We start from the raw sequence: 25,149 nt of genomic DNA, 5'->3' as shown, positions 1-25,149 counted from the left end.
AAAATTATTTAATTAAGAAATTGAATTTATCCATATTCTTAAGCGCAATACCCGTTCCGCGAACTACAGCTCTTAACGGATCTTCTGCCACGAAAACAGGAAGACCCGTTTTTTTGTGCAGTCTGTCTGCCAAACCTCTCAATAAAGCACCACCACCAGCAAGATAAATACCTGTTTTATAGATATCGGCTGCCAATTCCGGAGGTGTTAGAGAAAGAGTTTCCATTACAGAATCTTCAATTCTTATGATCGATTTGTCTAGTGCACGAGCAATTTCTTTATAGCCAACCATAATTTCTTTTGGCTTACCCGTGATAAGGTCTCTACCTTGTACCGGGATATCTTCAATGTCAACATCAAGATCTTCAACAGCAGAACCAACTTCAATTTTCACTCTTTCAGCTGTTCTTTCTCCGATGTAAAGATTATGGTGCGTTCTTAGGAAATAAGCAATATCATTTGTAAATACATCACCTGCAATTTTCACAGATTTATCACAAACAATACCTCCTAAAGCTACCACAGCAATTTCTGTAGTACCGCCACCTATGTCGATGATCATATTTCCTTCAGGTTTCTGAACATCAATACCAACTCCTATTGCAGCTGCCATTGGTTCATAGATCAACCTTACTTCTTTTGCATTTACTTTTTGTGCAGAATCTCTTACCGCTCTTTTTTCAACCTCCGTAATTCCTGACGGAATACAGATAACTATTCTTAAAGCCGGCTGAATAAATCTTCCTTTGATCCCGGGAATTTTTTTGATAAACTCCTTGATCATGTGCTCAGAAGCATGGAAGTCTGCAATTACACCGTCTTTCAATGGACGGATCGTCTTAATATCTTCATGAGTTTTTCCCTGCATATGCTTTGCCTGTTCACCCACCGCGATCGGTTTACCGGTAGAACGCTCAATTGCAACAATTGATGGCTGATCTATAACAATTTTATTATTATGGATGATAAGCGTGTTGGCAGTTCCTAGGTCTATCGCAATTTCTTGCGTAAACATATCGAATAAACTCATATTTTTCTTCTGATTTTAAGAATACAAAGATATAAATTTAACATCACTAACGAAATTCCACGAGCATATAATTTGGTTAAAATTTTATTAAATTTTTCAATATTCTATTAACTTTTGCATTAATTAATTACAGACTTTGAGTTAAATAAGATTTAAGATACTTTTAGATAGAAGAAGGAAGGCGAAAATAGGAAGCTTTTTGATAACAAAATGGCAAATTAGCTTATAAAAAATCATCAAATTACACTCTGAAATTATTTTGGAATAAAAATCTGAATTTAAATTTTCCATATTAATTAAAAGCTTATTTAGAAGTATACCAAAATAGTTTTTTACGATAATTATCATATACATTATCAGAAAGCGGTTAATAAAAAAAGCCTTAAATTTGCAACGCTTATGTTACAATATTCCAATATCAATCAAACTTCAAATTTTGCTGTTCTTTCTATAAGCTATGAAAAGGCTGATGGAGAAACGCGAGGGAAATTTGCATTTTTTGATGAAAATATTAAAAATTTTGTCGCTCGAATTCACGACGAAAATTTAGGCGATGCCTTTGTGGTTTCTACCTGTAACAGAACCGAAATTTACACTACTTCTCCCAATTACCTTCTGGTAGCCGAAGAATATTGTAAAACCATCGGAGTAAACATCACAGATTTCCTTCAGTTTGCTAATATTCTGACCAAAGAAGAAGCTTTGACGCATTTGTTTAGAGTGGCAGCCGGATTGGAAAGCCAGATCATCGGTGATTTCGAGATCATCGGACAGATCAAAAAAGCATACAACCGTTTTAAGAAAGAAAGACAAAATTCTAATCCTTATCTGGAAAGAGCCATTAACTCTGCCATTCAGATTTCAAAAAGAATTAAAAATGAAACAGGAATCTCCAATGGAGCCGCTTCCGTTTCTTATGCTGCCGTTCATTATATTTTAAACAGCCAGAAAAGAATTACCGAGAAAAACATTCTTTTACTTGGCGTTGGAGAGATCGGGCAAAACACGGTTGAAAATCTTGTAAAACATGTTTATCAGCCCAAAATAAAAATCGCAAACAGAACTCAGGAAAAAGCTGAAAAGATATCTGAAAAATATAACATTCCTCATGTTGACTATTCTGAATTTGACAACGAGCTGAAAAATACAGACATCCTTATTGTTGCTACCGGAGCCAAAAAACCTATTATCAATGCTTCTCACTTCCCGAACGGAAAAGAAACATTAATTATTGACCTTTCCATTCCTTACAACGTAGATAAAGATGTTACTACGAATGAAAATGTAACGCTAATTGACGTTGATGAGCTTTCAAAGCAGATTCAGGCAACTATTCAACAGAGAGAAAAAGAGATTCCAAAAGCTGAAATTATCATTAAAGAATTAGCAAAAGAGTTTCTTGAGTGGGAAAAAAAGAGAAAATTAGCACCAAATATTCACCATTTCAAAGCCGTTCTTAAAAACATGGAACGCAACGAGATGCATAATTTTTACAGAAAAAATAAATATATAAACATCACAGATATGGAACTTTCTGAGAAAATGATTCAGAAAATCACCAATCGTTTTGCAAAATATATCATCGATAATCCTTGGAAAGCCGAAGAAATTAGTAAATTAATGCACGAAATATTAGTTGAACAACCAAACAACGAATTCAATGAAAAGCATTAGAATCGGAACCAGAAATTCCGCACTTGCACTTTGGCAGGCAAGAGAGGTTGCCAGGCACCTACAAAACAATAATTATTTAACCGACATCGTACCTATCGTTTCTTCCGGCGATAAAAATCTCAATCAGCCCCTTTATTCTTTAGGAATTACGGGTGTTTTTACCAGAGATCTGGATGTTGCATTATTAAATGACGAGATCGACATTGCGGTTCACTCTTTAAAAGACGTACCTACTCAGTTACCTGAAAACATTGAACTTATTGCTTATCTTGAAAGAGATTTTCCTCAGGATGTATTAATAAGAAAAGAAGAATCCAGAACGAAAGAGTTTCACGAGTTGAAATTGGCAACAAGCAGCTTGAGAAGAAGAGCTTTCTGGTTAAGAAATTATCCTCACGCTGAATTTTCAGATATTCGCGGAAACATTCAGACACGTCTTCAAAAACTGGAAGATCAGGATTTTGATGCTACAATTTTATCTTTAGCAGGAATTAAAAGGATGAAAATGGACATTGATTACGAGATGCTTCCATTAATGATTCCCGCACCTTCACAAGGTGTAATTGCTGTTGCGGGTCATTCTGACAAGAAAGAGATCAACGAGATCCTAAGTACAATCAATCATAAAACAACGCAAATCTGTGTTGAGATCGAAAGAAACTTTTTAAGCACTTTAGAAGGAGGCTGTACAGCCCCTATTGGAGCTTTTGCTGAATTTTTCGGAGATCAAATTCGTTTCAAAGCGGCACTTTGCTCATTAGACGGAAAAAACTGCATTGCAACGGATGAGAATTTTGAATATAATGAAGAAGAGAATTTCGGTAAAAAATTAGCAAACATCGTTTTAGAAAATGGTGGAAGAGAATTAATGGCTGAAATTAAAGGTCAGTTTTAATTTATTTAAAATTTTCCAAAAGCAGCATGAAAAAGTATCTCTCTTTTCTAGTCTTTCTATTTTGTATTTTCATTGCAAAATCACAGAATAAATTTGCATCACGACTTTCTGATGCTGCTTTGGGTTTAACAAAAGATAAAGTAAGCTACGATCCTGCATATTTCCCCATCGAATATCCAAACGGTGATGTTCCCTCTGATAAAGGAGTCTGCACAGATGTTATCATCAGAGCGTACAGAAAACTGGGAATTGACCTGCAGAAAGAAGTACATGAAGATATGACGAAAAACTTTTCAAAATATCCAAAAAACTGGGGATTAAAAAAAGCAGATACCAATATCGATCACCGAAGAGTACCTAATCTGAGAGTTTTCTTTGCAAAATTCGGAAAAGAAAAATCCATTGAAACTAATCCTGCTCTTTATGTCCCCGGCGATATTGTCACTTGGATTTTACCCGGAAACTTAACGCACATCGGAATCGTTGTCAATAAAAAATCTGCTGACGGAAAAAGATATTTAATTGTACATAATATAGGAGGCGGACAGGTCATAGAAGATTGCCTGTTTAAATTTACAATCACCGGACATTATCAATATCCTAAATAAATTATTCATCATGAGAAAACTGATCTGTATTTTATTTTTATTGATATTAAATGTCGCAAACGCACAAAACAGCGAGTTTAAAATAATTAATAAACCTATTAATTATTCACAGGAAAGAATTCGTCTCAGTTTGGAATATCTAAAAAACCATCATCAAATTGTACAAAATGCACCCACCATTTCACCGAAAATGATTGTACTGCATTATACAGCAGGCGGAACGGTTGAAACGAATTACAAATACTTTAATAAAACTAATCTGGAAAGCGCCAGAAATACTTTAAAAAAACAAAGTACCCTGAACGTTTCCTCGCAATATATTGTAGACAGAGATGGCACAATTTATCAGCTTATGGAGCCCAATATGTTTGCGAGACATACCATCGGACTTAATTATTGTGCAATAGGTATTGAAAATATTGGAAGCAAACAGCAACCGCTCACAGAAAAACAAATAGTTTCCAATGCTCAGTTAATTAGATTTTTAACTAAAAAATATAATATAGAATATTTAATAGGACATTCAGAATATGGTATCTTTAGAAATTCTAAACTTTGGAAAGAAACCGATCCCAATTACTTTACAGCAAAAGAAGATCCCGGAAAAGATTTTATGAGCAAAGTAAGACTTTTAGTCACAGATCTGCATCTTAAAGATAAACCATAATGAAAATATTATTTACCAAAAATATAGACCAATCTGTTATATCCAAAGAATTAGGAGAGGATATTTTGGTCGATTGTGTTGAGGTAATTAAGACCAATCCTATTAAAATTGATTCTTTTGACCTAAAAAACCATTCCTTAATTTTCACAAGTGTAAACGGTGTAATTTCTTTTTTTAAAAATAATTTTAAACCCAATGAAGATTTTACTGCAAAAAATTACAATAAAATCTATTGTGTTGGCGAAAAAACCAAAAGAGAATTAAGAAAAAACGGTTTTGGAACTTTTAAAGTGTTGAAAAATGCCGAAACACTTTCAAAATTTATCATCAGTCATTGTCAGCATGAGCAATTTGTTCATTTTTGTGGAAATTTAGCGATTGATGTTCTCGATAAAGAGCTTCCGTTACAAAACATTAAGTATAAAAAAATAACAGTTTACAATACCGAGGAAACTAATCCTTTAGTTCCTGAAAAATATCATGCTGTAGTTTTTTTTAGTCCAAGTGGAGTTCGTAGTTTTGCAAAACTGAATTCTTTGGACGGAATGACGATTTTTTCTATCGGAGAAACGACTTCCAACGAACTTAGAAAATATACCCAAGAGAAGATTTATACTTCCGTGGGAAACAATCTCGTATCGATCTTTGAATTAATACGAAGAACAGTAAAAAACAATCTTTGAAATGTGATTGCCCAAAGGTAACGGACGGCAGTAATAGTCTAATAAATTATGATTAAGAACGACCTATATTTAAAAGCACTTCGCGGAGAAACCGTAGAAAGACCGCCAGTTTGGATGATGAGACAAGCCGGAAGATATTTGCCGGAATTCATTGCTCTTCGTGACAAATATGATTTCTTCACGAGATGTCAAACCCCGGAACTAGCTTCTGAAATTACAGTACAACCGATCCGCAGATTTCCTTTGGATGCTGCTATTCTGTTTTCTGATATTTTGGTAGTTCCTCAAGCGATGGGAATTGATTTTAAAATGAAGGAAAATGTTGGTCCGTGGCTAGACAACCCGATCAGAACGATGGAACAGGTACAAAACGTTGTCGTTCCCGATGTGAATGATACGCTAGGATACGTTTTTGATGCGATCGAATTAACTTTGATAAAACTAGACAATGAAATTCCATTGATCGGTTTTGCAGGTTCTCCCTGGACGATTCTTTGCTACTGTGTAGAAGGAAAAGGTAGTAAAGCTTTTGATATTGCTAAGTCATTCTGTTTCCAACAGCCGGAAGCTGCTCATTTATTGCTTCAAAAGATCACAGATACTACAATAGCTTATCTTAAAAGAAAAGTAGAAAAAGGTGTTTCTGCCGTACAGATCTTCGATTCTTGGGGCGGAATGCTTTCTCCTGCAGATTATCAGGAATTCTCTTGGCAATATATCAATCAAATTGTTGAAGCTTTAAGTCCGCTTTCTCATGTTGTTGTATTTGGAAAAGGATGTTGGTTCGCGTTGGAAGATATGACCATGTCTAAAGTTTCGGCTTTAGGTGTTGACTGGACAATCAAGCCTGAACTAGCAAGAACATTGACGAATCACACAATGACCCTTCAAGGGAATTTTGATCCGGCGAGATTACATTCTACGCCTGAAACTATCAAAAAAATGGTAACTGAAATGATCAACCGTTTCGGAAAAGACAGATATATTGCGAATCTTGGTCACGGAATTTTACCTAATATTCCGGTAGAAAATGCAGAAGCTTTTATTAGAGCTGTTGTGGATTGGAAACCGAATAATTAAGTTTAATTTTTAATCTCGCGCAGATTATTCAGATAATGCAGATTTCACAGCATGTTTGCCATTCCGTAGGAATCTAAACTTAGCTTTAAAAATTATGTAAAATACATTGTCGAGATTCCTACGGAATGACAAACTTTATGTAAAATTTTAAACTTAAATATAAATAAACAAAATCCCTTTCAGAAAACTGAAAGGGATTTTTCTATGAATAAAATATATAATAATTAGTTAATCTCTGTAATGAAATCTTCTTTAGGTTTTCTTACTTTGGCAAGATTCACCAACCAGTCGTTGGCTGCTTCTCTGTAACCGATCGGCAACAATAAAACGCTTTTCAATCCTTTTTCTTTTAAGTTTAAAACCTCATCAACAGCTTCCGGAGAAAAACCTTCCATCGGCGTTGAATCTACTTCTTCAAATGCTGTCGCAATAATTGCCGCTCCGAAAGAAATATAAGCTTGTTTTGCTGCATGAGTGAAGTTTTCTTCAGCAGATCTCTGAGGGTAAGTATCCAACAACATTTGTCTGTAGTTTCCCCAACCTTCATTTTTGAAACCTCTGATTTCATTCGTAAGATCAAACATATTGTTGATTCTTTCTTCCGTATAATTATCCCAAGCTGCAAAAACCAAAAGATGCGAACAATCCGTGATCTGTGGCTGGTTCCAAGCGTGAGGTTTTATTTGCTCTTTCACTTCCTGATTGGTAATTACAATGATCTCGAAAGGCTGCAGTCCACTTGAAGTTGGAGCTAACCTTGCTGCTTCTAATATTTTATCTACCTTTTCCTGAGGTACTTTTTGACCGTTCATCGCTTTGGTGGCAAATCTCCAGTTTAATTTTTCTATTAATTCCATTACATAAATTTTACGCAACAAAATTAGTTGGAATTAGTATAAACTCAGACTCGAAAAATCAAATTTGATGTATTGTTAAAATCTATTATTTAAAATGAGTTTTAATTGTATAAAAAAAGCCTCCAAATTGAAGACTTTACATTGTTATTTTTTAAGAATTTTCTTTGTTATGATTTCTTTTCCGTTATCAATTAAGATCATATAATTTCCGTTTGGTAAGTCAGAAAGATTATATTTTTCAGATTTTCCTTCGAAAGCCTTCACTTTTTTTCCGGACATATCTATCACGCTTACTTTAGAACTTTTTAATTCATCAGACTTAATGAAAAGATCGTCCTTTACAGGATTTGGATATACTTTAACCTTATCAGAAGCCGAAACTTCTGATGTTCCCAATATAGTAGTTGCAGAAATAACAACATCGTCCACCACTACTCCATATGAATAATCTGCTGCATCGTCATATACAAATCTCAGTTGGAAATTAGGATTAGCATAAGGGCTTAAATCAATATTCGTAGCATCTTCATAAGTAGTAAGTACATATGTAAATGTATTAAAATCAATATCCCACTCACCAGCATTTCCACTGAAGCTGAAAACCTGCACCCACGCTGTACCGTTAAATGCTTCAACTTTCAAGGTTGAATCATTATCGTAGATCATATTGGCATATTTAAAGGATAGTTTTGGACTGGAAGCTGCTGTAAGGTTAATAACAGGTGATACCAATCTGGCATTGGAATTTATACTTGATGGTCCGGCATCGTCATCATCAAAAAACGCGGCTCCGGTTGGAAAAGAAGAGAACCCGGATTGAGTTCCGACTGCCCAATTATAGGTTGTATCTGGATTGTTTACCGTCCATCCTGTAGGTAAAGCTCCAGCATTAAAGTTCTCTGAAAACAATTGAGCATTGGTCATACCGCAAGCCAATACTAAAGGAAGTAATATTTTTTTCATGGTAATTAATTTTGTAAGGTTATGATAAATTTATAAAAATAATTAATTAAAATAAAGTAAAACCACAAAAAAATCAACAATAATTAACTATAAATGAAATAATTCACATTTACAAAACAAAAAATCACCTCTCAAAAATGAAGGGTGATCGTATTTTAATTAAATTATTTAAAGTCTTTTTTAAGAAAGCATTCTCTGTGCTTTTTTTACCCCTTCCACCAAAGAATCAATTTCCTCGAAAGTATTGTAAATGGCAAAACTTGCTCTCACGGTTCCTGCAATATTAAAGAAATCCATAATAGGTTGTGTACAATGATGCCCTGTTCTCACAGCAATGCCCATTTTATCAAGAATCATCCCTACATCAGAAGAAATTCCTGTTCCTTCTAAATTAAAAGAAACAACACCTGTTCTGTTGGCTTTTTCACCATAGACTTTTAGGTTTTCTATCTCTAACAATTGTCTTTGAGCATATTCCAACAAAGCATTTTCATGATTTTGAATGGTTGACTGACCTACTTTTCCAATAAAATCTATGGCAGCACCCAAAGCAATATTTCCGCCTACATTTGGAGTTCCGGCTTCATATTTAAAAGGTAAACCTGCGTAAGTAGTTCCGTCAAAAGAACATGTTGCGATCATCTCTCCTCCTCCATGAAATGGCGGCAAATCTTCTAAAATCTCTTGTTTTCCGTATAAAATACCTGTTCCCATCGGAGCGTACATTTTATGACCTGAAAAAACAAAGAAATCACAATCCATTTTCTGAACGTCGATTGTGAAATGCGGAGCCGACTGAGCTCCATCAATTACAATATAAGCATCAGAATTTTTTCTTGTTTTAGCAATGATTTCTTCAATCGGATTTACAATTCCTAATGCATTGGAAACCTGATTTACAGAAACAACTTTCGTTTTTTCGCTTAAATATTGATCCAAATAATCAAGTTGGAGAATACCATTTTCATCAATTGGAATAACACGAAGTTTCGCGCCTGTTCTTTCACAAAGCAATTGCCAAGGAACGATATTTGAGTGATGCTCAAGGTAAGAAATGATAATTTCATCATCCTTTTTAAGCTTCTGAGTTAAAATATAAGCGATGAGGTTTAATCCTTCTGTTGTTCCTTTTGTAAAAATTACTTCAAAATCATGTTTAGCATTAATGAATTTCTGAACCTTTCTTCTTGAAAGCTCCATTTCTTCTGTTGCTAACTGACTTAATGTATGAATTCCTCTATGTACATTAGCGTTAAGCTCGGTGTAATATTTATTCCAAACTTCTAAAACTGAATTTGGTTTTTGAGATGTTGCTGCATTATCTAAGTAAACTAATGGCTTACCGTTCACCTGCTGGTTTAATATAGTAAACTGACTTCTTATTTCTTGAATGTCAAACATTTATTAAAATTTTAAATTAAAATGCTCTTATTTAGAACACTTCAAATTTACGGCTTTTTTTCCGAAAGAAAATTGAATGAACACGATTATAGATTTAATCTAAAAATAAAAAACCTGCCAAAATACATTGACAGGTCTTATATTGTGATTAAGAAATTTCTTATTCAGCTGCTGCTTCTTCAGTTGCAGGAGAACCTCCTTCAACTTCCGCTACAACTTCTTCTTCATCGTCATCATCCGCAACTGCACCACCTTTAGCTGCATTTCTAGACATCTTAACAGCTACTACAACTGCATTGTCTGGGTGTACGAAAGAATAACCTTCAGCTTTAATAGTTCCAACATAAAGTTTGTTACCAATTTTAAGAGAAGTAATATCTACTACGATCTCGTCTGGCAAGTTTGCAGGAATAGCTTTTACTTTCAATTTTCTGAAAGACTGACGTAAAACACCACCAGCTACAACACCTTTAGAACGACCAGTGATTCTTACAGGAACTTCCATAACAACTGGCTTATCAGCAGATAGTTGATAGAAATCCGCGTGAAGAATTTTATCAGTAATTGGGTGGAACTGAATATCTTGAAGAACTGCAGGAATTGTCTGCCCGTCAACTTCAATAGATACCGTGTGTGCTTCAGGAGTATATACCAAACCTTTGAACGATTTCTCTGTTGCAGAGAAGTTCAATGGCTCGCCACCTCCGTAAACAACACAAGGAACTAATTCAGCATCACGTAAAGCTTTTGTCGACTTTTTGCCCACGCTTTCTCTTTTTGTACCTTGAATTGTAATTGATTTCATTTATAAAAATTTAAAAATTTGTTTAAAGTTTAATTTGCAAACAGCTAATTATCAATTAAATAACAAACTTACTGCTAATTGATTGATGCTCATGAACCATCTTCATAACGTCCGCAAATAGAGGGGCGCAAGATAGCACTTTTATTTTGTTTGTCAAATTATTTTTTACAGGAATTGAGTCAGTTACAATAACTTCCAATAATTTTGAGTTCTCAATATTATCATAAGCTTTGCCTGAAAGCACTCCGTGAGTTGCCATTGCTCTTACAGATTTTGCTCCTTTCTCCATTAAAATGTCTGCAGCTTTACAAAGCGTTCCTGCAGTATCGATCATATCATCAATAAGGATAACATTTTTCCCTACAACATCTCCGATAAGAAACATTTCTTCGATTACATTTGCTTTTTTTCTTTCTTTGTAAGCAATTACAACATCTGCGCCTAAGTGACCGGCATAGTTTTTTGCTCTTTTTGCTCCACCCATATCCGGAGAAGCAATGGTAAGATTATCAAGATTCATATCTCTGATGTAATCTACGAAAATTGTAGAAGCATACAGATGATCAACAGGAATTTCAAAGAATCCCTGAATCTGATCCGCGTGCAGATCCATCGTCATGATTCTTGTTGCTCCCGCAGCAGTTAAAAGATTTGCCACCAATTTAGCTCCGATAGGTGCTCTTGGCTTGTCTTTTCTGTCTTGTCTTGCCAACCCGAAATACGGAAGTACAACGGTAATACTTTTAGCAGAAGCTCTTTTTGCTGCGTCAATCATTAAAAGAAGCTCTAAAAGATTGTCTGCCGGCGGAAATGTAGAAGCAATCAGGAAAACTCTTCCTCCTCTTACAGATTCGTCTAGCACAGGTTCAAATTCACCATCGCTGAACTCCTGAATGATGATTTTCCCTAATTCTTTCCCATAATGTTGGGCAATTTTTTCTGCCAAGACCTTACTTGTTCTTGTAGAAAATAGATAACTTAACTGATCGGCCATTTTTACTTTTTAAAAGATTTTGCAAATTTATAAAAAAACCACAAGAATTACTCCTTGTGGTTCATATGTTTTTATTTTCCTTTTTATTAAGGGAATTTCACTCCCGAATATTTATTCGGATCTACCCATGGCAGTGTAGATTTATAAGTAGCGTTTATTGACTTAATAAATTCATTAGCAATAATTGCATACCCTCTACCCGTAAGATGTACTCCGTCTAAAGAGAAAGCTCCACCTGTAACAAATTTAGCAGTATATTTCACACCGTCCCAAGAAACTCCTGACTGAGATCCAAGCTCATTCATTTTCTTATTAGCATCAACAAAAGCATATCCTTTTGAAGCTGCAGCAGCTTTAATTGTTACGTTATAAGCATCAATAGCTGTATTGATTTCTGTAATTTCTGATGGGATCAAAATATATTTATCAGCAAATGGATAAGAAACTCCTTTTGCAGAAAGAGCAGCTAAAGCAGTAGGTTCTGCTTTACCAATCTCAGATTTTGTAGTCAAAGGTACTAAATCTCCAGCTTTTGCCTGTCTTGCCTGCCCATAAGTAGTCCCAAGATAAGTAGCCAAAGCAACCAACTGAGGATTTCCTGAAGCCGCCGCCGCTGCTGTGATTTGAACTTTCAAATCAGGTAAACTTTCATCCTTAATAAGCAATGGATTTGCAGCAGTTTTAGAAAGAGGTTTAATTCTGTCTCCAGCTCCAAATGCGGTTAAGATCTGATTTAACGGCCCGTATAGGTTTGTATTTAAATTATCAATATTAGCTTCTCCAGCTGCAATATTTCCGTTTCCTAAAACAGCAGATGTAAGAGGATTTGTAGGAATTGTTGTTAAAGAAGGAATAGATGTTACACTAGGAATATTTGCAATCACCCCTTTAGCATTAGTTGTAGCAATCTCAGCAATCAATGCATTATAATACTGAGCAAACTGAGCCGGAGGTGTTAAAGTTTCTACTGAACTATCAGCACCCGCCAAAGCGTATAATAAAGCATCATTATTACCTATCCATAAAGAAAAGAATGTAGGATTTTGAGCTTTAAAATCCGCAATAACCGAAGTAGTTGGGCTTGATGCAAATCTTACGAAATAAGGATTTGCCGTTTTTGCTAAAACTCCCGAAACGTTTCCGTAACCCGGAGCTAATAAATGAGAAACTTTAGCTCCCGGAACTCCCATATTATTGAAAGGACCCGCTAAAACAGTATTTGTTAAAGTTGTTGCAACGTTGTTATTTGCATTTTTTATGTCCGGAGCACCTGCAATAAAGCTATCAATATAAAGTTTTGTAGTAGCGATCTGGACATTTACACCAACATTAAGAAGAAGACCCCCATTATTATCAGCCATTAAAGGCTGTCTGAAATCTCCTCCACCCACAAGTTTCATTTGCTGAGCAATCATTGAAGGGTAAGATTCATTTTGCCCATCAATATAAAGAGCACCGTCTCTATAACCTGAAGTTAATGAGTTTCCTAAAGAAACATACTTAGTAAAATCAGCTTCACCTTTACTTACAACAATGTCCTTTACGTCTGTATCAAATTCATTTTCGCAACTCGTTGTAAAAAGTAACGCGGAAATAGCGATTGTAGAAATTATAATTTTTTTCATAGTCTTTCAATTAAAAAGGATTATAAGATAAACCTAGACCTACATAAAATGCTGTTGCAGTAGATTGTCCGTAGAAACCAAGATTAGCATTTTTCACGTCTCTTGCCTGAGGCATTGCATATCCTCCAGAAACATCAACTCCGAATTGTTTTAGTTTAAATCCAACCCCACCTGTTACAACATATGTATTATATGAAGGTGTTTCAGGAATAAAGTTTTCATCAGTATATGGAGATTCGTCATAATAAGCACCAAGACGACCAAAGATCTTATCTGTAAATGCATATTGAGTTCCTAGCCTAAATGTTTTAGTGTTGTGAAAGTTTTTAGGAGAAACAGAAACTGTAGGATCTGATGGCTGATTTCCAACCGGAGCATTGCCAAAATCCAACGTCAATTTACTGTATCTTTCCCATCCATGGTAGTTGAAATCTGCTGAAATCAACCATTTTGGAGTAATCTTATACGTCAAACCAATAGTATACTCTTCAACCAAAGGCAATGTTGCAGAGAAACTATCTTTTCCTGATGCATCAAGACCTAATAACGGATAGATAGAAGCTGTCGGGAAGCTGAAAGTTGCTGTTCCCTTCTTAGCTTTCATATCAACTGGTGAACGGTAAGCGACACTTACATCAAGCTTTGGATCTGGTCTGAAATAGAAACCAAAACCATATCCATGTCCGCTTGCTTTACTGTCAAGATTAAGCTCTCCTCCAAATTGTGTAATAGCCTTATCCCATTTCACATCTCCTTTTGCATAGATATAACTCGCACCAAATGCAAACCAATCATTAAATTTATATGAAATCATTGGCTGAAAATAGAAAGCCTTCAGCTCAAGTCTCTGAACCATTTCTTTTCCTTCCCAATCACTTGGATACTCAATCGTACTACCGAAAGGGGTAGAAAAACTGAAACCAACTGATAATTTCTCAATCGGCCTATAAGCAATTGCTGCATAAAGAGGAGTTCCCATAGGATTATCCGTCTCTGTACTTTGCAGAGTATTTGTATTCTGGAAGGTAACTTTATTACCTGCAGCAAAACCTCCGACTGCAATACTCAGTCTCGAAGGAATGAATGACATACCCGCCGGGTTAAAGAATGCCACACTTGCATCCTCAGCATGCGCACTAGTATGTGCCATTGCCAATTGCTTTACCCCTTGCAGAGACACTCTGAAGCCTCCGGCGTAAGATAGAACACCCGCCAATAAAGCAGTTGATACTAATATTTTTTTCATAGACTATTATTATATAACCCAAATATAAAATTATTTTGGCTACAACTGTTAATAAATCTTAAAATTTTAAACATTATGCTAAAAGAAAATTATGTTTAAAATAACACTTTAACGAAAATAGACCTTAAACACATAACTATTAAGCATTTAATAATGTTTTACTGACTAATCAAGTTTTTCGTTTAATATTAAACAATGATGTTGACGAATATTTGAATTTTTTAGAATTACATAAAGATAAAAATATATAAATTTGCAAGAACAAATAAAAGTTATATGAGTTGTGGATGTAAAACATCCGGCGATTCTGCACATTCTTGCGGACCCAAGAAAACCGCGAATGGCTGTGAAAGTGTAAATACCTGTGGTAATAGTTATAAATTAAGTGTTTTCGACTGGCTGTCTAACATCAATAATCCTGCATCTAACAGGTGTGATTATGTAGAAGTTAGATTTAAAAATGACAGAAAATTATTTTATAAAAATGTAAATAATGTTCCTTTACATATAGGTAGCGTAGTAACAGTAGAATCAAGTCCCGGACATGATGTAGGTGTGGTAAGTCTCACCGGAGAATTAGTGAAAATTCAGATGAAGAAGAAAAGAGCTTCTGAAGAATCAGCACTTAAAATATATAGATTAGCCAATCAAAAAGATATTGAAGTTTGGCAGGAAGTTAGAAAAAAAGAAGACAGCGTAAAAATAGAAGCCCGAAAGATCGCTCACAGATTAGGCCTTGAAATGAAGGTTACAGATGTTGAATATCAAGGAGATGCTTCTAAAGTTACATTTTATTACACTGCTGATAACCGAATAGATTTCAGACAGTTAATTAAAGATTACGCCTCAACTTTCAGAACTAAAATCGATATGAAACAGATCGGTTTCAGACAGGAAGCTGCAAAAGTTGGAGGAATCGGATCATGTGGAAGAGAATTGTGTTGTTCAACCTGGTTAACGGATTTTAGATCTGTAAACACCAACGTTGCAAGATATCAGCAGTTGAGTATCAACCCTCAAAAACTGGCTGGACAATGTGGTAAGCTTAAATGTTGTCTTAATTATGAATTAGACAGCTATCTTGATGCTTTAAGCAACTTCCCTTCTTCATCTACCGTGTTAGATACAGAAAAAGGAAGAGCTTTTTGTATTAAAATCGACGTTTTCAAAAAGAAAATGTGGTTTGCTTATGTAGACAGCTCAATGGCTTGGTATGATTTCGATATTGATTTGGTTAAAAAGCTGATCGCACAAAATAAAAAAGGCGAAAGAACTTTACCTCTTGAAGATCTTAAACAACCTGATGCTCCTTTGCACACGATTGACCTTATTCAGGAAAACAGTGTTGACAGATTTGAGAAGAAAAACAAAAGTTTTAACAAAAACAGACCTCAAAATCAGAATCAAAACAGACCGAATAACAATCAAAACAGTTCAAATCAAGGTCCAAGAAAACCAAGACCCGAAAGATCTGACAGACCTCAAAACTCTGATAAATCTGAACGTTCGGAAAGATCTGAAAGACCGGCAAGGACAGAAAATCCGAACCCGAATGCCAATAATAATTCTAACAACCCAAAACAGCAAAGACCGCCTCAGCAGCCAAAAGCTCAGTTAGAAAAAGCAAAGGCAGAAGGAAGCGTAGATCCTGAGAAAAAGCCTCAAACCAACCCGAATAAGAAAAAATTCAAGAAGAAATTTCCTCCAAAAAAAGATAACAATGCATAAAATTTTAGGATTATTAACTCTTATCCTTTTCTTTAGCTGTAACTCTTCTTCCGAAGGAGAAGTCACTATGAATTCCGTTGATAATAAATGGAATAAGAAAAGTGAACAAAAATTTAATCTTGAAATTACGGATCCACAAAATCCTAAAAATATTATATTTGTTGTAAGGAATAACAATGATTATCCTTACAGCAATATAAGATTTATTGTAAATTTCACCAATCTTCAGAATAAGAAAAAGGAAACTGACACATTGAATTACGTATTGGCAAAACCAAACGGAGAATGGCTTGGTACAGGTTTTGGAGACACGAAGGAAACGCTTTTTCAATATAAATTGAATTATAAATTTCCTACGAAAGGCAAGTATGAGATCGGCGTGGTACAAGCCATGAGAAATGATGCCCTTCCCGGAATTGAAGATATTGGAGTAAAAATAGAAACGGCTAAACCGTAATCATAAATGGAAGTAAACAAACAAAACGCAGGAAACAAAGGAAAAACATTTCCCCTTCCTCCCAAAAAGAATGGCAAAAAAACCGGTTGGAAAAAATGGGTGAGCTTTATTTGGATTGGACTCATTGCAGTCGTTTTAGGAATTTCAGGACTTTTCTTCGCCGTTTCTCAAGGCTTTCTTGGAGAAATGCCCGATGTAAAAGAGCTTGAAAATCCAGACATTTACGTTGCATCTGAAATTTATTCATCTGATGGTTTATTATTAGGCAAGTTTGAAAAAGAAAAAACTCAGCCTATTACCTATAAAGACCTTCCTCCTTATCTGGTTTACGCTTTACAGGCTAAAGAAGATGAGCGTTTCAAAGAACACTCAGGAATTGATTTACAGTCAGTTGCCAGAGCCGTTGTTTACGGAGGTGGACGAGGTGGAGGTTCTACGATTACGCAACAGCTTGCAAAATTACTTTTTACAGGTGGGGCTTCTCAAAATAAGGCTGCCAGAGCATTCCAGAAATTAAAAGAATGGGTTGTTGCGGTAAGTCTTGAGAAAAGATATACCAAAGAAGAAATTGTTACTTTATATTTCAACAAATTTGACTTTTTATACAATGCAAACGGCGTTGAAATGGCTTCAAGAATCTATTTCAATAAAAAAACCTCTCAACTTACCCTTCCGGAAGCTGCAATGTTCGTAGCAATGCTGGAAAATCCGGTAAAGAACAATCCGATGAGGAATATCGAAAAGGCTAAGACAAGAAGAGATGTAGTTTTGGAGCAAATGCAAAAAACAGGTTATATCGATCAGGCAACTTACGATAAGGCTGTTAGCACTCCGATTACTTTAGATTATCATCCAATTAAAAACATTAGTGACGATTATTCTGCTTACTATAAGTTTTATTTGAAAAAGGAAATTGATAATTATCTTAAAGATTACGAAAAGCAGACAGGTAAGAAATTAAACCTATATAAAGACGGTTTAAAAATATATGTTACTCTTGATTCTAAAATGCAAAAGTATGCAGAAGATGCAATCAGGGAACACTTAACAGATCTTCAAAAAAGATTTGATGCCGAGCAAAGAGGTAGAAAAAACAGACCTTTTTATTATTTAACAAATACTCAGGTCAACAGCGTAATGCTTCAGGCGATGAAAAGAACCGGACGTTACAAACAATTGAAGGCAGCCGGAGTTTCTGAGGATTCAATCATGATGGAATTCCACAAACCAATCAAAACTTCACGTTTTACTTGGGCCGGAGAAGAAGAGGTTGAAATGTCACCTTGGGATTCTATCAGATATCACAAACAAATTGCTCAGGCAGGTTTAATGTCCATGGTTCCTGGAACAGGTGAGATTAAAGCTTGGGTTGGAGGTATCGACTGGCAACATTTTCAGTATGATCACATCAAACAAGGAAAAAGACAAGTTGGTTCAACATTTAAGCCTTTCGTATACGCAACTGCTATTATGAAACTGGGAATGACTCCTTGTTCAACAGTATCCAACGGAACTTATGATCATAAGGGATGGCACGTACCGGGAAGAGGAGGAATGTTAACGTTAAAAGACGGTTTAGCACACTCTCAAAACCCAATTGCGGCAAGACTTATCGAAATGACAGGTGTTGACGCTGTAATCCAAACCGCAAGAGACTTAGGTGTAACAGAAGAAATCCCTAGGAACAATACCATTGCATTAGGTTCATCAGATATTACAATTTTTGAAATGCTGGGTGCTTACAGTACTTTTGCCAACTACGGAAATCACAATAAACCAGAAATGATCTGGAGAATTGAAGATGCCAACGGTAGAGTAATTAAAGAAGTAAATGTAGAGCCAAAAGAAGTAATGAATCCGCTATATGCTTACACCATGATCGAACTAATGAAAGGTGTTGCACAATACGGAACTGCTTCAGGTGAGCTTGGCAGAAGAGGAATCTCAAAAGCTGTTGAAATTGCTGCTAAAACAGGTACAACGCAAAATAACTCCGATGGTTGGTTTATGGGAATTACTCCAAAATTGGCAACTGGCGCATGGGTTGGCTGGGAAGACAGAGCAACTCACTTCTTCGGAACTGGTGAAGGACAGGGAGCAAAAATGGCTTTACCAATTTGGGCGATCTTCATGAAGAAAGTTTGGGCTGATAAAACATTAGGAATTTCACCTGACGACAAATTCACAAAACCTTCCGACTGGAAAGACGGATGCTCCGGACTAAAAGGTATCGGCGGTGGTTATGGGGATGACGGAGGTCTTCAGACAATTGACGAGATCAAAAATCCTAGACCTGTAGATAACACCCCTAAAAACAACTCTAACAAGAAAGAAGAAAATGTGAACGAAAACCTACATTCATCAGATGAGGTAGATTTTAATAAATAAATTCTCTTTTAGAAATACACAAGACCTTTCAATTATTTGGAAGGTCTTTTCTTTTATTATTAATAACTTTGATTCATGAATATCGAAAACATCAAACAACCTTTTATAAAAATTTTTCCGGGAGATTTTTCCGGCAATACTATTCAAAGAAATACTCCAAAAGTTTTATTTTCAACGGTAGATCCTGTTGGTTTTGAAAAGCCAGAATTGATTACTTTTAATGAAAAACTTTCGGAAGAAATAGGATTAGGAAAGTTTGAAGAAAAAGATCTTGATTTTCTGGTTGGAAATAACCTTCCCAAAAATATTCAAACCTACGCAACAGCTTACGCAGGACATCAATTTGGAAATTGGGCAGGACAATTAGGTGATGGAAGAGCGATCTTAGCAGGTGAAATCACAAGTGATTCAGGTAAAAAAACAGAGATCCAATGGAAAGGAGCTGGTGCAACACCTTACTCCAGACATGCAGATGGAAGAGCCGTTTTGAGATCATCTGTCCGAGAATACTTAATGAGTGAGGCGATGTTTCATTTGGGAGTTCCAACAACAAGAGCATTAAGTTTATCTTTTACAGGAGAAGATGTGGTAAGAGATATGATGTATAGTGGAAATCCTCAAAAAGAAAAAGGAGCAGTTGTTGTAAGAACAGCGGAGAGTTTCCTTCGATTCGGACATTTTGAATTGCTCTCTGCTCAACAGGAATATGATACTCTGGAAAAGCTTGTTAATTTCACCATTGATAATTATTATCCTGAAATCATTTCCGAAGGAAGTCAAAAATATAAAGACTTCTTTGAAAGTGTTTGCAAAAAAACGGCCAATCTTATGGTTGAATGGTTTAGAGTTGGTTTCGTTCATGGAGTAATGAATACTGACAACATGTCAATTCTAGGCTTAACTATTGATTACGGCCCTTATTCTATGATGGATGAATATGATTTAAACTTCACTCCCAACACAACAGATCTACCCGGAAGAAGATATGCTTTCGGAAAACAAGGCCAGATCTCACAATGGAATCTTTGGCAATTGGCCAATGCGCTACATCCATTAATTAAAGAGGAACAATTTTTAGAAAAAACATTAAATGAGTTTGGAGACTATTTCTGGAAATCTCATGACAATATGCTTTGCAAAAAGTTTGGATTTAATCAATTACTAGATGGTGATGAAGAGTTTTTCACAAACTGGCAAGGGCTCATGCAGGAATTACAATTGGACCACACATTATTTTTTAATCAATTAGAAGATATTGATGATAAAAATTATTTAAAATCTCATTTTGAAAGTATTTCATACATTTTTTTAGATGATAAAAAGCTTGCAAAAATTGAGGATTTCACAAATACATATAAAGCCAGATTGGAGCGAAACACAATCTCAAAAGAAGAATCCATCAACTTAATGAAGCAAACAAACCCAAAATTCATTTTAAGAAATTTTCTTTTATATCAATGTATTGAAGAAATTAATTTAGGAAAGACTAATATGCTTAAAAAATTAACAACAGCATTAGAAAATCCTTATGAAAAAAACTATCCTGAATTTTCCGTAAAAAGACCTTCAGAATATGATGATATTTCTGGATGCTCAACACTTTCGTGCAGTTCTTAAATTTATTAATAATCTATTAATATAGTATTTAGGATGAGTTTTTTTTACTATTAAGCTTTTTTTGTTATATTTACATAAAATAAAAAATCTCATGAAAAAACTTCTACTATCTCTAAGCTTATTGTTTATTGGAGCTTCTTTAGAGGCCCAAACATTATTATCAGAAAATTTTGAAGGAACTACATTTCCTCCAACAGGATGGACTAGATCAAGCACAGTTTCAACAAGACCTTGGGATTTTACTCCTGTTGTTTTTGGAGCTGGTGCCACTGATTTTGTAATTTCTGGAACTAAATCTGCTGGTATTAATTATATCCTTCAATCAAATACAGCTAATTTAACAAGTCCTACCTTTAGTTTAGTGGGAGCCGCATCTCCCTCATTAAACTTTAAAGCAGTGGTAGGATATTCATATATGATAGCGCTTGATGCTGGAAATTTACTTGCACAAATTTCAACTAATGGAGGAACAACATGGACCACTCTATGGACTGAAGATGGTGAAGCAGGCTTTATGGACGATGGAGATGGAAATGATAATACAGATCTTTATAATTTAAACATTGTTCCTGTAACAGTAGACCTGTCATCATATATCGGGCAAGCAAATGTTCAAATCAGATTTCAATATGTAGGAACCGATGCAGATGGCGTTTCAATAGATGATGTTCAAGTCTTAGGAACTACATTAGCAACAAATGAAGTTAACTTAAAATCAAAATCAATCAGAATCTATCCTAATCCAACAAAAGGAGAGATCAACATCAAAACTGACAAAAAGATAAAATCTTCAACAGTATTAGATTTTTCAGGAAAATCAGTGTTGAAATCAACATCTGATAGAGTTGACATTTCTTCTCTTCCCAAAGGAGGATACTTATTACAAGTTGAATTCTCTGATGGAACATCAACTACAGAAAAAGTAATTAAGGAATAATTATTCACTACATAATCTTTTTAAAGCTCACCAATTTGGTGAGCTTTTATTTTTACATTTGCAAAAATTAATAACAAGTGGCTTTTAAATCTAAATTAATTAACCTTTTAAAATTAATATTCCCTTCAAGCTTGATCGAATTGAGCGTTTTTGCATTTTTTTTGATTTGCTATGGAATTTTAGGCTCTTATATTGCCATTAATTACAGAATAATTTTTGATGACAGAATTCCTTGGGACGCCTATTTTAGCTTTGACAACCGCTCAATCATAATGACTGGCGGAAGTTTCGAAAGACACCCTCTAGCCTACTATTTCTTCAATTGGGTTAGAGAATTAGCCTTTCTTATTTCTAATGGAAAGACTGATGTCACTTTTAGGCTCACTTTAGCTTGGTTTAGCAATATTGCAGTAAGCTTAAGCATACTTCAAATATTCAAATACCTCAAAAACGTCATTAAACTTCCATTAATGATCAATCTATTAATCATCCTCTTTTTCGGAATATTTTCAACAAATATCATCCTTTGCTTTACTCCAGAAAATTTTACTTATACTTTATTTTTATTGACTTTATTTAATCATTATGCAGCTATAAAGATCAAAAAAGAAGAAAAAATACCAGCTATTTCTTTAATTTTAGCAGGAATTTCAATTGGAGGCCTTACCGTAACAAACATTGTAAAAGTTTTTATTCCGGTAGCATTTGAAAAAGGACTCTTCAAAAATTGGAAGAAATTTGGAAATGCTGTTTTCAGAATCACTATAACTTGTATCTGCTTCATATTATTATACTTAAATAGAATTGATTTTAAGTATAAAACAATATTTTCAAAGACCAATAGTCAATATGAAAAGTTCTCCAATGTAAAATCAACTCCAACTTGGGACATGATTTTATCCTATTTTTTTGGAGGAAATATCTTATTTCCAAGTTTTATCATTCGCAATAAACACAACATGAAAGGATTCGATTTCAAAGGCTTATTTATGGATGTTTATACTTCGTGGGTTCCTTATGTTTTTATTTCTATACTTTTGATATTGATTTTGTGGAGTTATTTCAAAAATTTTAAAAGTAAATTTGTTCAGATATTAATGATCTCTTTTTTCATTGATATCGTCATCCATTGCATTATGAGATTTGGACTTCACACTTCCTACATCTACGGCGGTCACTTTGTTTTTGTTTATCCATTACTCTTAGGATGGCTGTTTTATTCTTACAAATCATCTCCTAAAATTTTATCTTTTTTAACTGTTATTGTAGGTCTTTTATTTACTTATTTAGCCTTCAATAATTATTTAAGAATGACAGAGTTTTTCTGGTTTCTAAATCAATATTATCAATAAAAAAAAGCTGAGAAAATCCTCAGCTCTAATATTTATATTTAAAAAAAATTATTTTGCTTCTGCACAGAAAATTCTGTACTGAACAGGAATTGCTGATTTAAAATACTCTCTAACCTTAGACAAATCCGAAGCAGCACTCTGTTTTGTAAAATAACTTCCTGCCAATATTTTATAATTTGGTCTTAAAGAAGCATCAGTTTCAACCTTCAGATTAGGAAACCTTCTTCTAAAATAAGACTTCACTTCATTAGCCTCTTCATTACTCTTTACTGTAGTAATTTGTAGTTTATACCCTAAAATTCGAGGATTTTTTCTGCAAATCTCCGCATTTGTAAGCTCTCTGTTGGGAACATAAATTTTGGTTGGCTTGGTATAAGAACTATCATCATCATTATCTCTTGATGAATTATTTGTTGCTACTCGGGAACATTTGTCCTCCAAACTCCCCAAAGCATCACTCACTTTCGGATCCATAGACATGATTAACTCTGTTCCTGACAAAGTATCTTTCTTCACAACCTGCTGTGCTCCAATATTATAAAACCCTAATAATGATAATACTGAAAATATTTTGATTAAATTTTTCATTTAAACTTGTTTCCGCAAATTTATACAAATTAAAAAATTATACCAAACTGAGTTATTTAGAATTAATACAAATTAACAACAAATGATATTTTCCCCTCTCGTTATGGCGTTAAATTCCTGTTAAAAATATTATTTTTGCGGGATTGATTGGTTCAATATTTTACTAACATAAGATAATTTAAATGATTAGTTGGAGAAAGCATTATAAACAAACGTTGATCGCAATAGGCTTATTGCTATCAACCAGTGCTTCAATTTACGGGCAAGACGGCGATCCTAAAAACGGAGAGAAACTTTTCAAAGCGAATTGTACTGCATGTCACGCGCTGGACAAACAAGTAATAGGACCTCCTTTGAAAGGGGTTGTAGAACGAGTGAAGACAGAAGGTGGTGTAGACAAGGATTGGCTTCACAAGTGGATCAAAGACAACAAAGCTTTGAGAGCTTCTGGGGACAAATACGCTAATGAGATTTTCGAAAAATTTAATAAAACTGAAATGTTACAGTTTCCTAATCTTACAGATAAGGATATTGATGACATTTTAGCTTTTACAACTAATCCTCCGGCTCCGGAAGAGCCTAAAAAGGATGCAGGAACAGCAACTGCAGCAGATGGAGCTCAAGCTGCTCCGGCAAGCAATACAACTACAAGTGTCGTAATTATTTCACTTTTAGCGATTGCGGCTTTATTAGTTTGGATCTTAATTAAACTAAGACAATTAGTAAAATTAGGTCAATCTGAAGATTTGGCTGGACTTAACGAAACTAGAGTTAAATCTTTCAGCGAAATCTATGAAAAATACCATTATGTAGGTAAAGGAGCATTAGCAATCCTAGCTATTTTGGCAACTTATGGAATTTGGAACTGGATCATGTGGATCGGGGTTTACAAAGGATATAAGCCAGAGCAGCCTATCTACTTCTCTCACAAAATCCACGCTGGAGAACAGAAAATTGACTGTCAGTTATGTCACTCTAGTGCTAAATACGGTAAAGTATCTGAGATTCCTTCTATGAATGTTTGTATGAACTGTCACAGAACGATATCTGAATACAACAAAGACCACTACATGGAACCTGGAAAAGACAAAGCATTCTACGACGGAGAAATCCAGAAAATTTATGCTGCGACAGGTTGGGATCCTGCAAAACAACAGTATACAGGAAAAACTCAGCCAGTTGAATGGACGAGAATCCACAACATGCCTGACTTTGTGTACTTCAACCACTCTCAACACGTAGTAGCAGGTGAACAAGCGATCATTAATTCTTTCAACAAAAAGAATCCAACAAACAAGATTGATGTTGTTTGTAAAGCTTGTCACGGAAAAATTGATACAATGAATGTTGTTCAAATGGCTAATGACTTCACAATGGGATGGTGTATAGAATGTCACAGAACTACTGAAGTTGATATGAACAACGGTTATAATAAAGAATACTTCAAGAATCTACACGACAAGCTTAAGAAGCAATACCCTCAAACAGAAGGTAAGATCACTGTAGATGCAATTGGAGGTCTTGAGTGTGGTAAATGTCATTATTAATAACTAA

22 protein-coding genes are annotated in these 25,149 nt (G+C 34.8%); 13 read left to right on the top strand and 9 right to left on the bottom strand.

From position 1 onward, the window contains the following. Nucleotides 1-4: 4 nt before the first annotated feature. Nucleotides 5-1,030 (bottom strand): rod shape-determining protein, encoded by a 1,026-nt coding sequence (locus tag EG348_RS07655; RefSeq protein WP_054512301.1) that lies wholly within the window; start codon nt 1,028-1,030, stop codon nt 5-7. Nucleotides 1,031-1,429: 399 nt separating this feature from the next. Here EG348_RS07655 and hemA point away from each other — a divergent pair, with 399 nt between their 5' ends. Genes hemA through hemE form a run of 6 tightly spaced genes read left to right on the top strand, consistent with a single transcriptional unit; the run spans nt 1,430 to nt 6,637 of the window. Beyond that, nucleotides 1,430-2,704, top strand: coding sequence for a glutamyl-tRNA reductase (hemA, locus tag EG348_RS07650; protein ID WP_123982170.1), 1,275 nt, complete (start codon nt 1,430-1,432; stop codon nt 2,702-2,704). Next, entirely contained in the window at nt 2,691-3,599 is a 909-nt protein-coding gene (gene hemC / locus EG348_RS07645; RefSeq protein ID WP_123982167.1) for a hydroxymethylbilane synthase, read from the top strand. Before hemA ends, hemC begins: the two co-directional genes overlap by 14 nt. 26 nt (nt 3,600-3,625) lie before the next feature. Continuing rightward, nucleotides 3,626-4,207 carry a DUF1287 domain-containing protein gene (locus tag EG348_RS07640; RefSeq protein WP_123982165.1) on the top strand — a complete coding sequence of 194 codons (582 nt, stop codon included), beginning with the start codon at nt 3,626-3,628 and terminating at the stop codon, nt 4,205-4,207. 10 nt (nt 4,208-4,217) lie between these two features. After that, the gene (locus EG348_RS07635) at nt 4,218-4,874 is read left to right on the top strand and encodes an N-acetylmuramoyl-L-alanine amidase (RefSeq protein ID WP_123982163.1); all 657 of its coding nucleotides are present in this window, start codon (nt 4,218-4,220) and stop codon (nt 4,872-4,874) included. Continuing rightward, the gene (locus EG348_RS07630; protein WP_123982161.1) at nt 4,874-5,557 is read left to right on the top strand and encodes a uroporphyrinogen-III synthase; all 684 of its coding nucleotides are present in this window, start codon (nt 4,874-4,876) and stop codon (nt 5,555-5,557) included. The genes EG348_RS07635 and EG348_RS07630 overlap by 1 nt, the downstream gene beginning before the upstream one ends. 48 nt (nt 5,558-5,605) lie before the next feature. Further along, nucleotides 5,606-6,637, top strand: a complete 1,032-nt coding sequence (gene hemE, locus EG348_RS07625; RefSeq protein ID WP_123982159.1) for a uroporphyrinogen decarboxylase — start codon at nt 5,606-5,608, stop codon at nt 6,635-6,637. Between the two features lie 224 nt (nt 6,638-6,861). Here the strand turns inward: hemE and EG348_RS07620 are convergent, their stop codons facing one another. The 7 genes from EG348_RS07620 to EG348_RS07590 all read right to left on the bottom strand — a co-directional run bounded on the left by EG348_RS07620 (nt 6,862) and on the right by EG348_RS07590 (nt 14,528). Next, nucleotides 6,862-7,494 (bottom strand): NAD(P)H-dependent oxidoreductase, encoded by a 633-nt coding sequence (locus EG348_RS07620; RefSeq protein ID WP_123982157.1) that lies wholly within the window; start codon nt 7,492-7,494, stop codon nt 6,862-6,864. 144 nt (nt 7,495-7,638) lie between these two features. Then, nucleotides 7,639-8,457 carry a T9SS type A sorting domain-containing protein gene (locus EG348_RS07615; protein WP_123982155.1) on the bottom strand — a complete coding sequence of 273 codons (819 nt, stop codon included), beginning with the start codon at nt 8,455-8,457 and terminating at the stop codon, nt 7,639-7,641. A gap of 180 nt (nt 8,458-8,637) precedes the next feature. Continuing rightward, nucleotides 8,638-9,858, bottom strand: coding sequence for a cysteine desulfurase (locus tag EG348_RS07610; protein ID WP_123982153.1), 1,221 nt, complete (start codon nt 9,856-9,858; stop codon nt 8,638-8,640). Nucleotides 9,859-10,018: 160 nt separating this feature from the next. Continuing rightward, nucleotides 10,019-10,663, bottom strand: coding sequence for a 50S ribosomal protein L25/general stress protein Ctc (locus tag EG348_RS07605; protein WP_123982151.1), 645 nt, complete (start codon nt 10,661-10,663; stop codon nt 10,019-10,021). Nucleotides 10,664-10,718: 55 nt separating this feature from the next. Then, nucleotides 10,719-11,657, bottom strand: coding sequence for a ribose-phosphate pyrophosphokinase (locus EG348_RS07600; RefSeq protein WP_123982149.1), 939 nt, complete (start codon nt 11,655-11,657; stop codon nt 10,719-10,721). Between the two features lie 86 nt (nt 11,658-11,743). After that, the gene (locus EG348_RS07595; protein ID WP_123982147.1) at nt 11,744-13,282 is read right to left on the bottom strand and encodes a G-D-S-L family lipolytic protein; all 1,539 of its coding nucleotides are present in this window, start codon (nt 13,280-13,282) and stop codon (nt 11,744-11,746) included. Between the two features lie 10 nt (nt 13,283-13,292). After that, on the bottom strand, nt 13,293-14,528 hold the full coding sequence (locus EG348_RS07590; RefSeq protein ID WP_123982145.1) for an OmpP1/FadL family transporter: 1,236 nt from the start codon (nt 14,526-14,528) through the stop codon (nt 13,293-13,295). 276 nt (nt 14,529-14,804) lie between these two features. Between EG348_RS07590 and EG348_RS07585 the strand changes: the two genes are divergently transcribed. The 6 genes from EG348_RS07585 to EG348_RS07560 all read left to right on the top strand — a co-directional run bounded on the left by EG348_RS07585 (nt 14,805) and on the right by EG348_RS07560 (nt 23,007). Continuing rightward, nucleotides 14,805-16,256, top strand: a complete 1,452-nt coding sequence (locus tag EG348_RS07585) for a stage 0 sporulation family protein (RefSeq protein WP_123982143.1) — start codon at nt 14,805-14,807, stop codon at nt 16,254-16,256. Then, nucleotides 16,249-16,713: a gliding motility lipoprotein GldH gene (locus EG348_RS07580; protein ID WP_123982141.1), complete on the top strand. Its 465-nt coding sequence runs from the start codon at nt 16,249-16,251 to the stop codon at nt 16,711-16,713. The genes EG348_RS07585 and EG348_RS07580 overlap by 8 nt, the downstream gene beginning before the upstream one ends. A gap of 6 nt (nt 16,714-16,719) precedes the next feature. After that, nucleotides 16,720-19,101: a transglycosylase domain-containing protein gene (locus EG348_RS07575; RefSeq protein WP_123982139.1), complete on the top strand. Its 2,382-nt coding sequence runs from the start codon at nt 16,720-16,722 to the stop codon at nt 19,099-19,101. Between the two features lie 75 nt (nt 19,102-19,176). Continuing rightward, complete coding sequence (locus EG348_RS07570; protein WP_123982137.1) at nt 19,177-20,718, top strand: protein adenylyltransferase SelO; 1,542 nt, start codon at nt 19,177-19,179, stop codon at nt 20,716-20,718. 91 nt (nt 20,719-20,809) lie between these two features. Then, nucleotides 20,810-21,655 (top strand): T9SS-dependent choice-of-anchor J family protein, encoded by an 846-nt coding sequence (locus tag EG348_RS07565; protein ID WP_123982136.1) that lies wholly within the window; start codon nt 20,810-20,812, stop codon nt 21,653-21,655. Nucleotides 21,656-21,732: 77 nt separating this feature from the next. After that, on the top strand, nt 21,733-23,007 hold the full coding sequence (locus EG348_RS07560) for a DUF6080 domain-containing protein (RefSeq protein WP_123982134.1): 1,275 nt from the start codon (nt 21,733-21,735) through the stop codon (nt 23,005-23,007). A 48-nt stretch (nt 23,008-23,055) separates the two neighbouring features. Here EG348_RS07560 and EG348_RS07555 read toward each other — a convergent pair whose 3' ends face one another. Continuing rightward, nucleotides 23,056-23,595, bottom strand: a complete 540-nt coding sequence (locus EG348_RS07555) for an SPOR domain-containing protein (protein WP_123982132.1) — start codon at nt 23,593-23,595, stop codon at nt 23,056-23,058. Nucleotides 23,596-23,777: 182 nt separating this feature from the next. Here EG348_RS07555 and EG348_RS07550 point away from each other — a divergent pair, with 182 nt between their 5' ends. Further along, the gene (locus tag EG348_RS07550; protein ID WP_123982130.1) at nt 23,778-25,142 is read left to right on the top strand and encodes a c-type cytochrome; all 1,365 of its coding nucleotides are present in this window, start codon (nt 23,778-23,780) and stop codon (nt 25,140-25,142) included. The last annotated feature ends 7 nt before the right edge of the window (nt 25,143-25,149 follow it).

Origin of the sequence: Chryseobacterium sp. G0201 (assembly GCF_003815655.1) — a bacterium.
Taxonomy (GTDB): Bacteria; Bacteroidota; Bacteroidia; order Flavobacteriales; family Weeksellaceae; genus Chryseobacterium.
The sequence above is the reverse complement of the archived record's forward strand: the minus strand, read 5'-3'. Positions and strand labels throughout refer to the sequence as shown.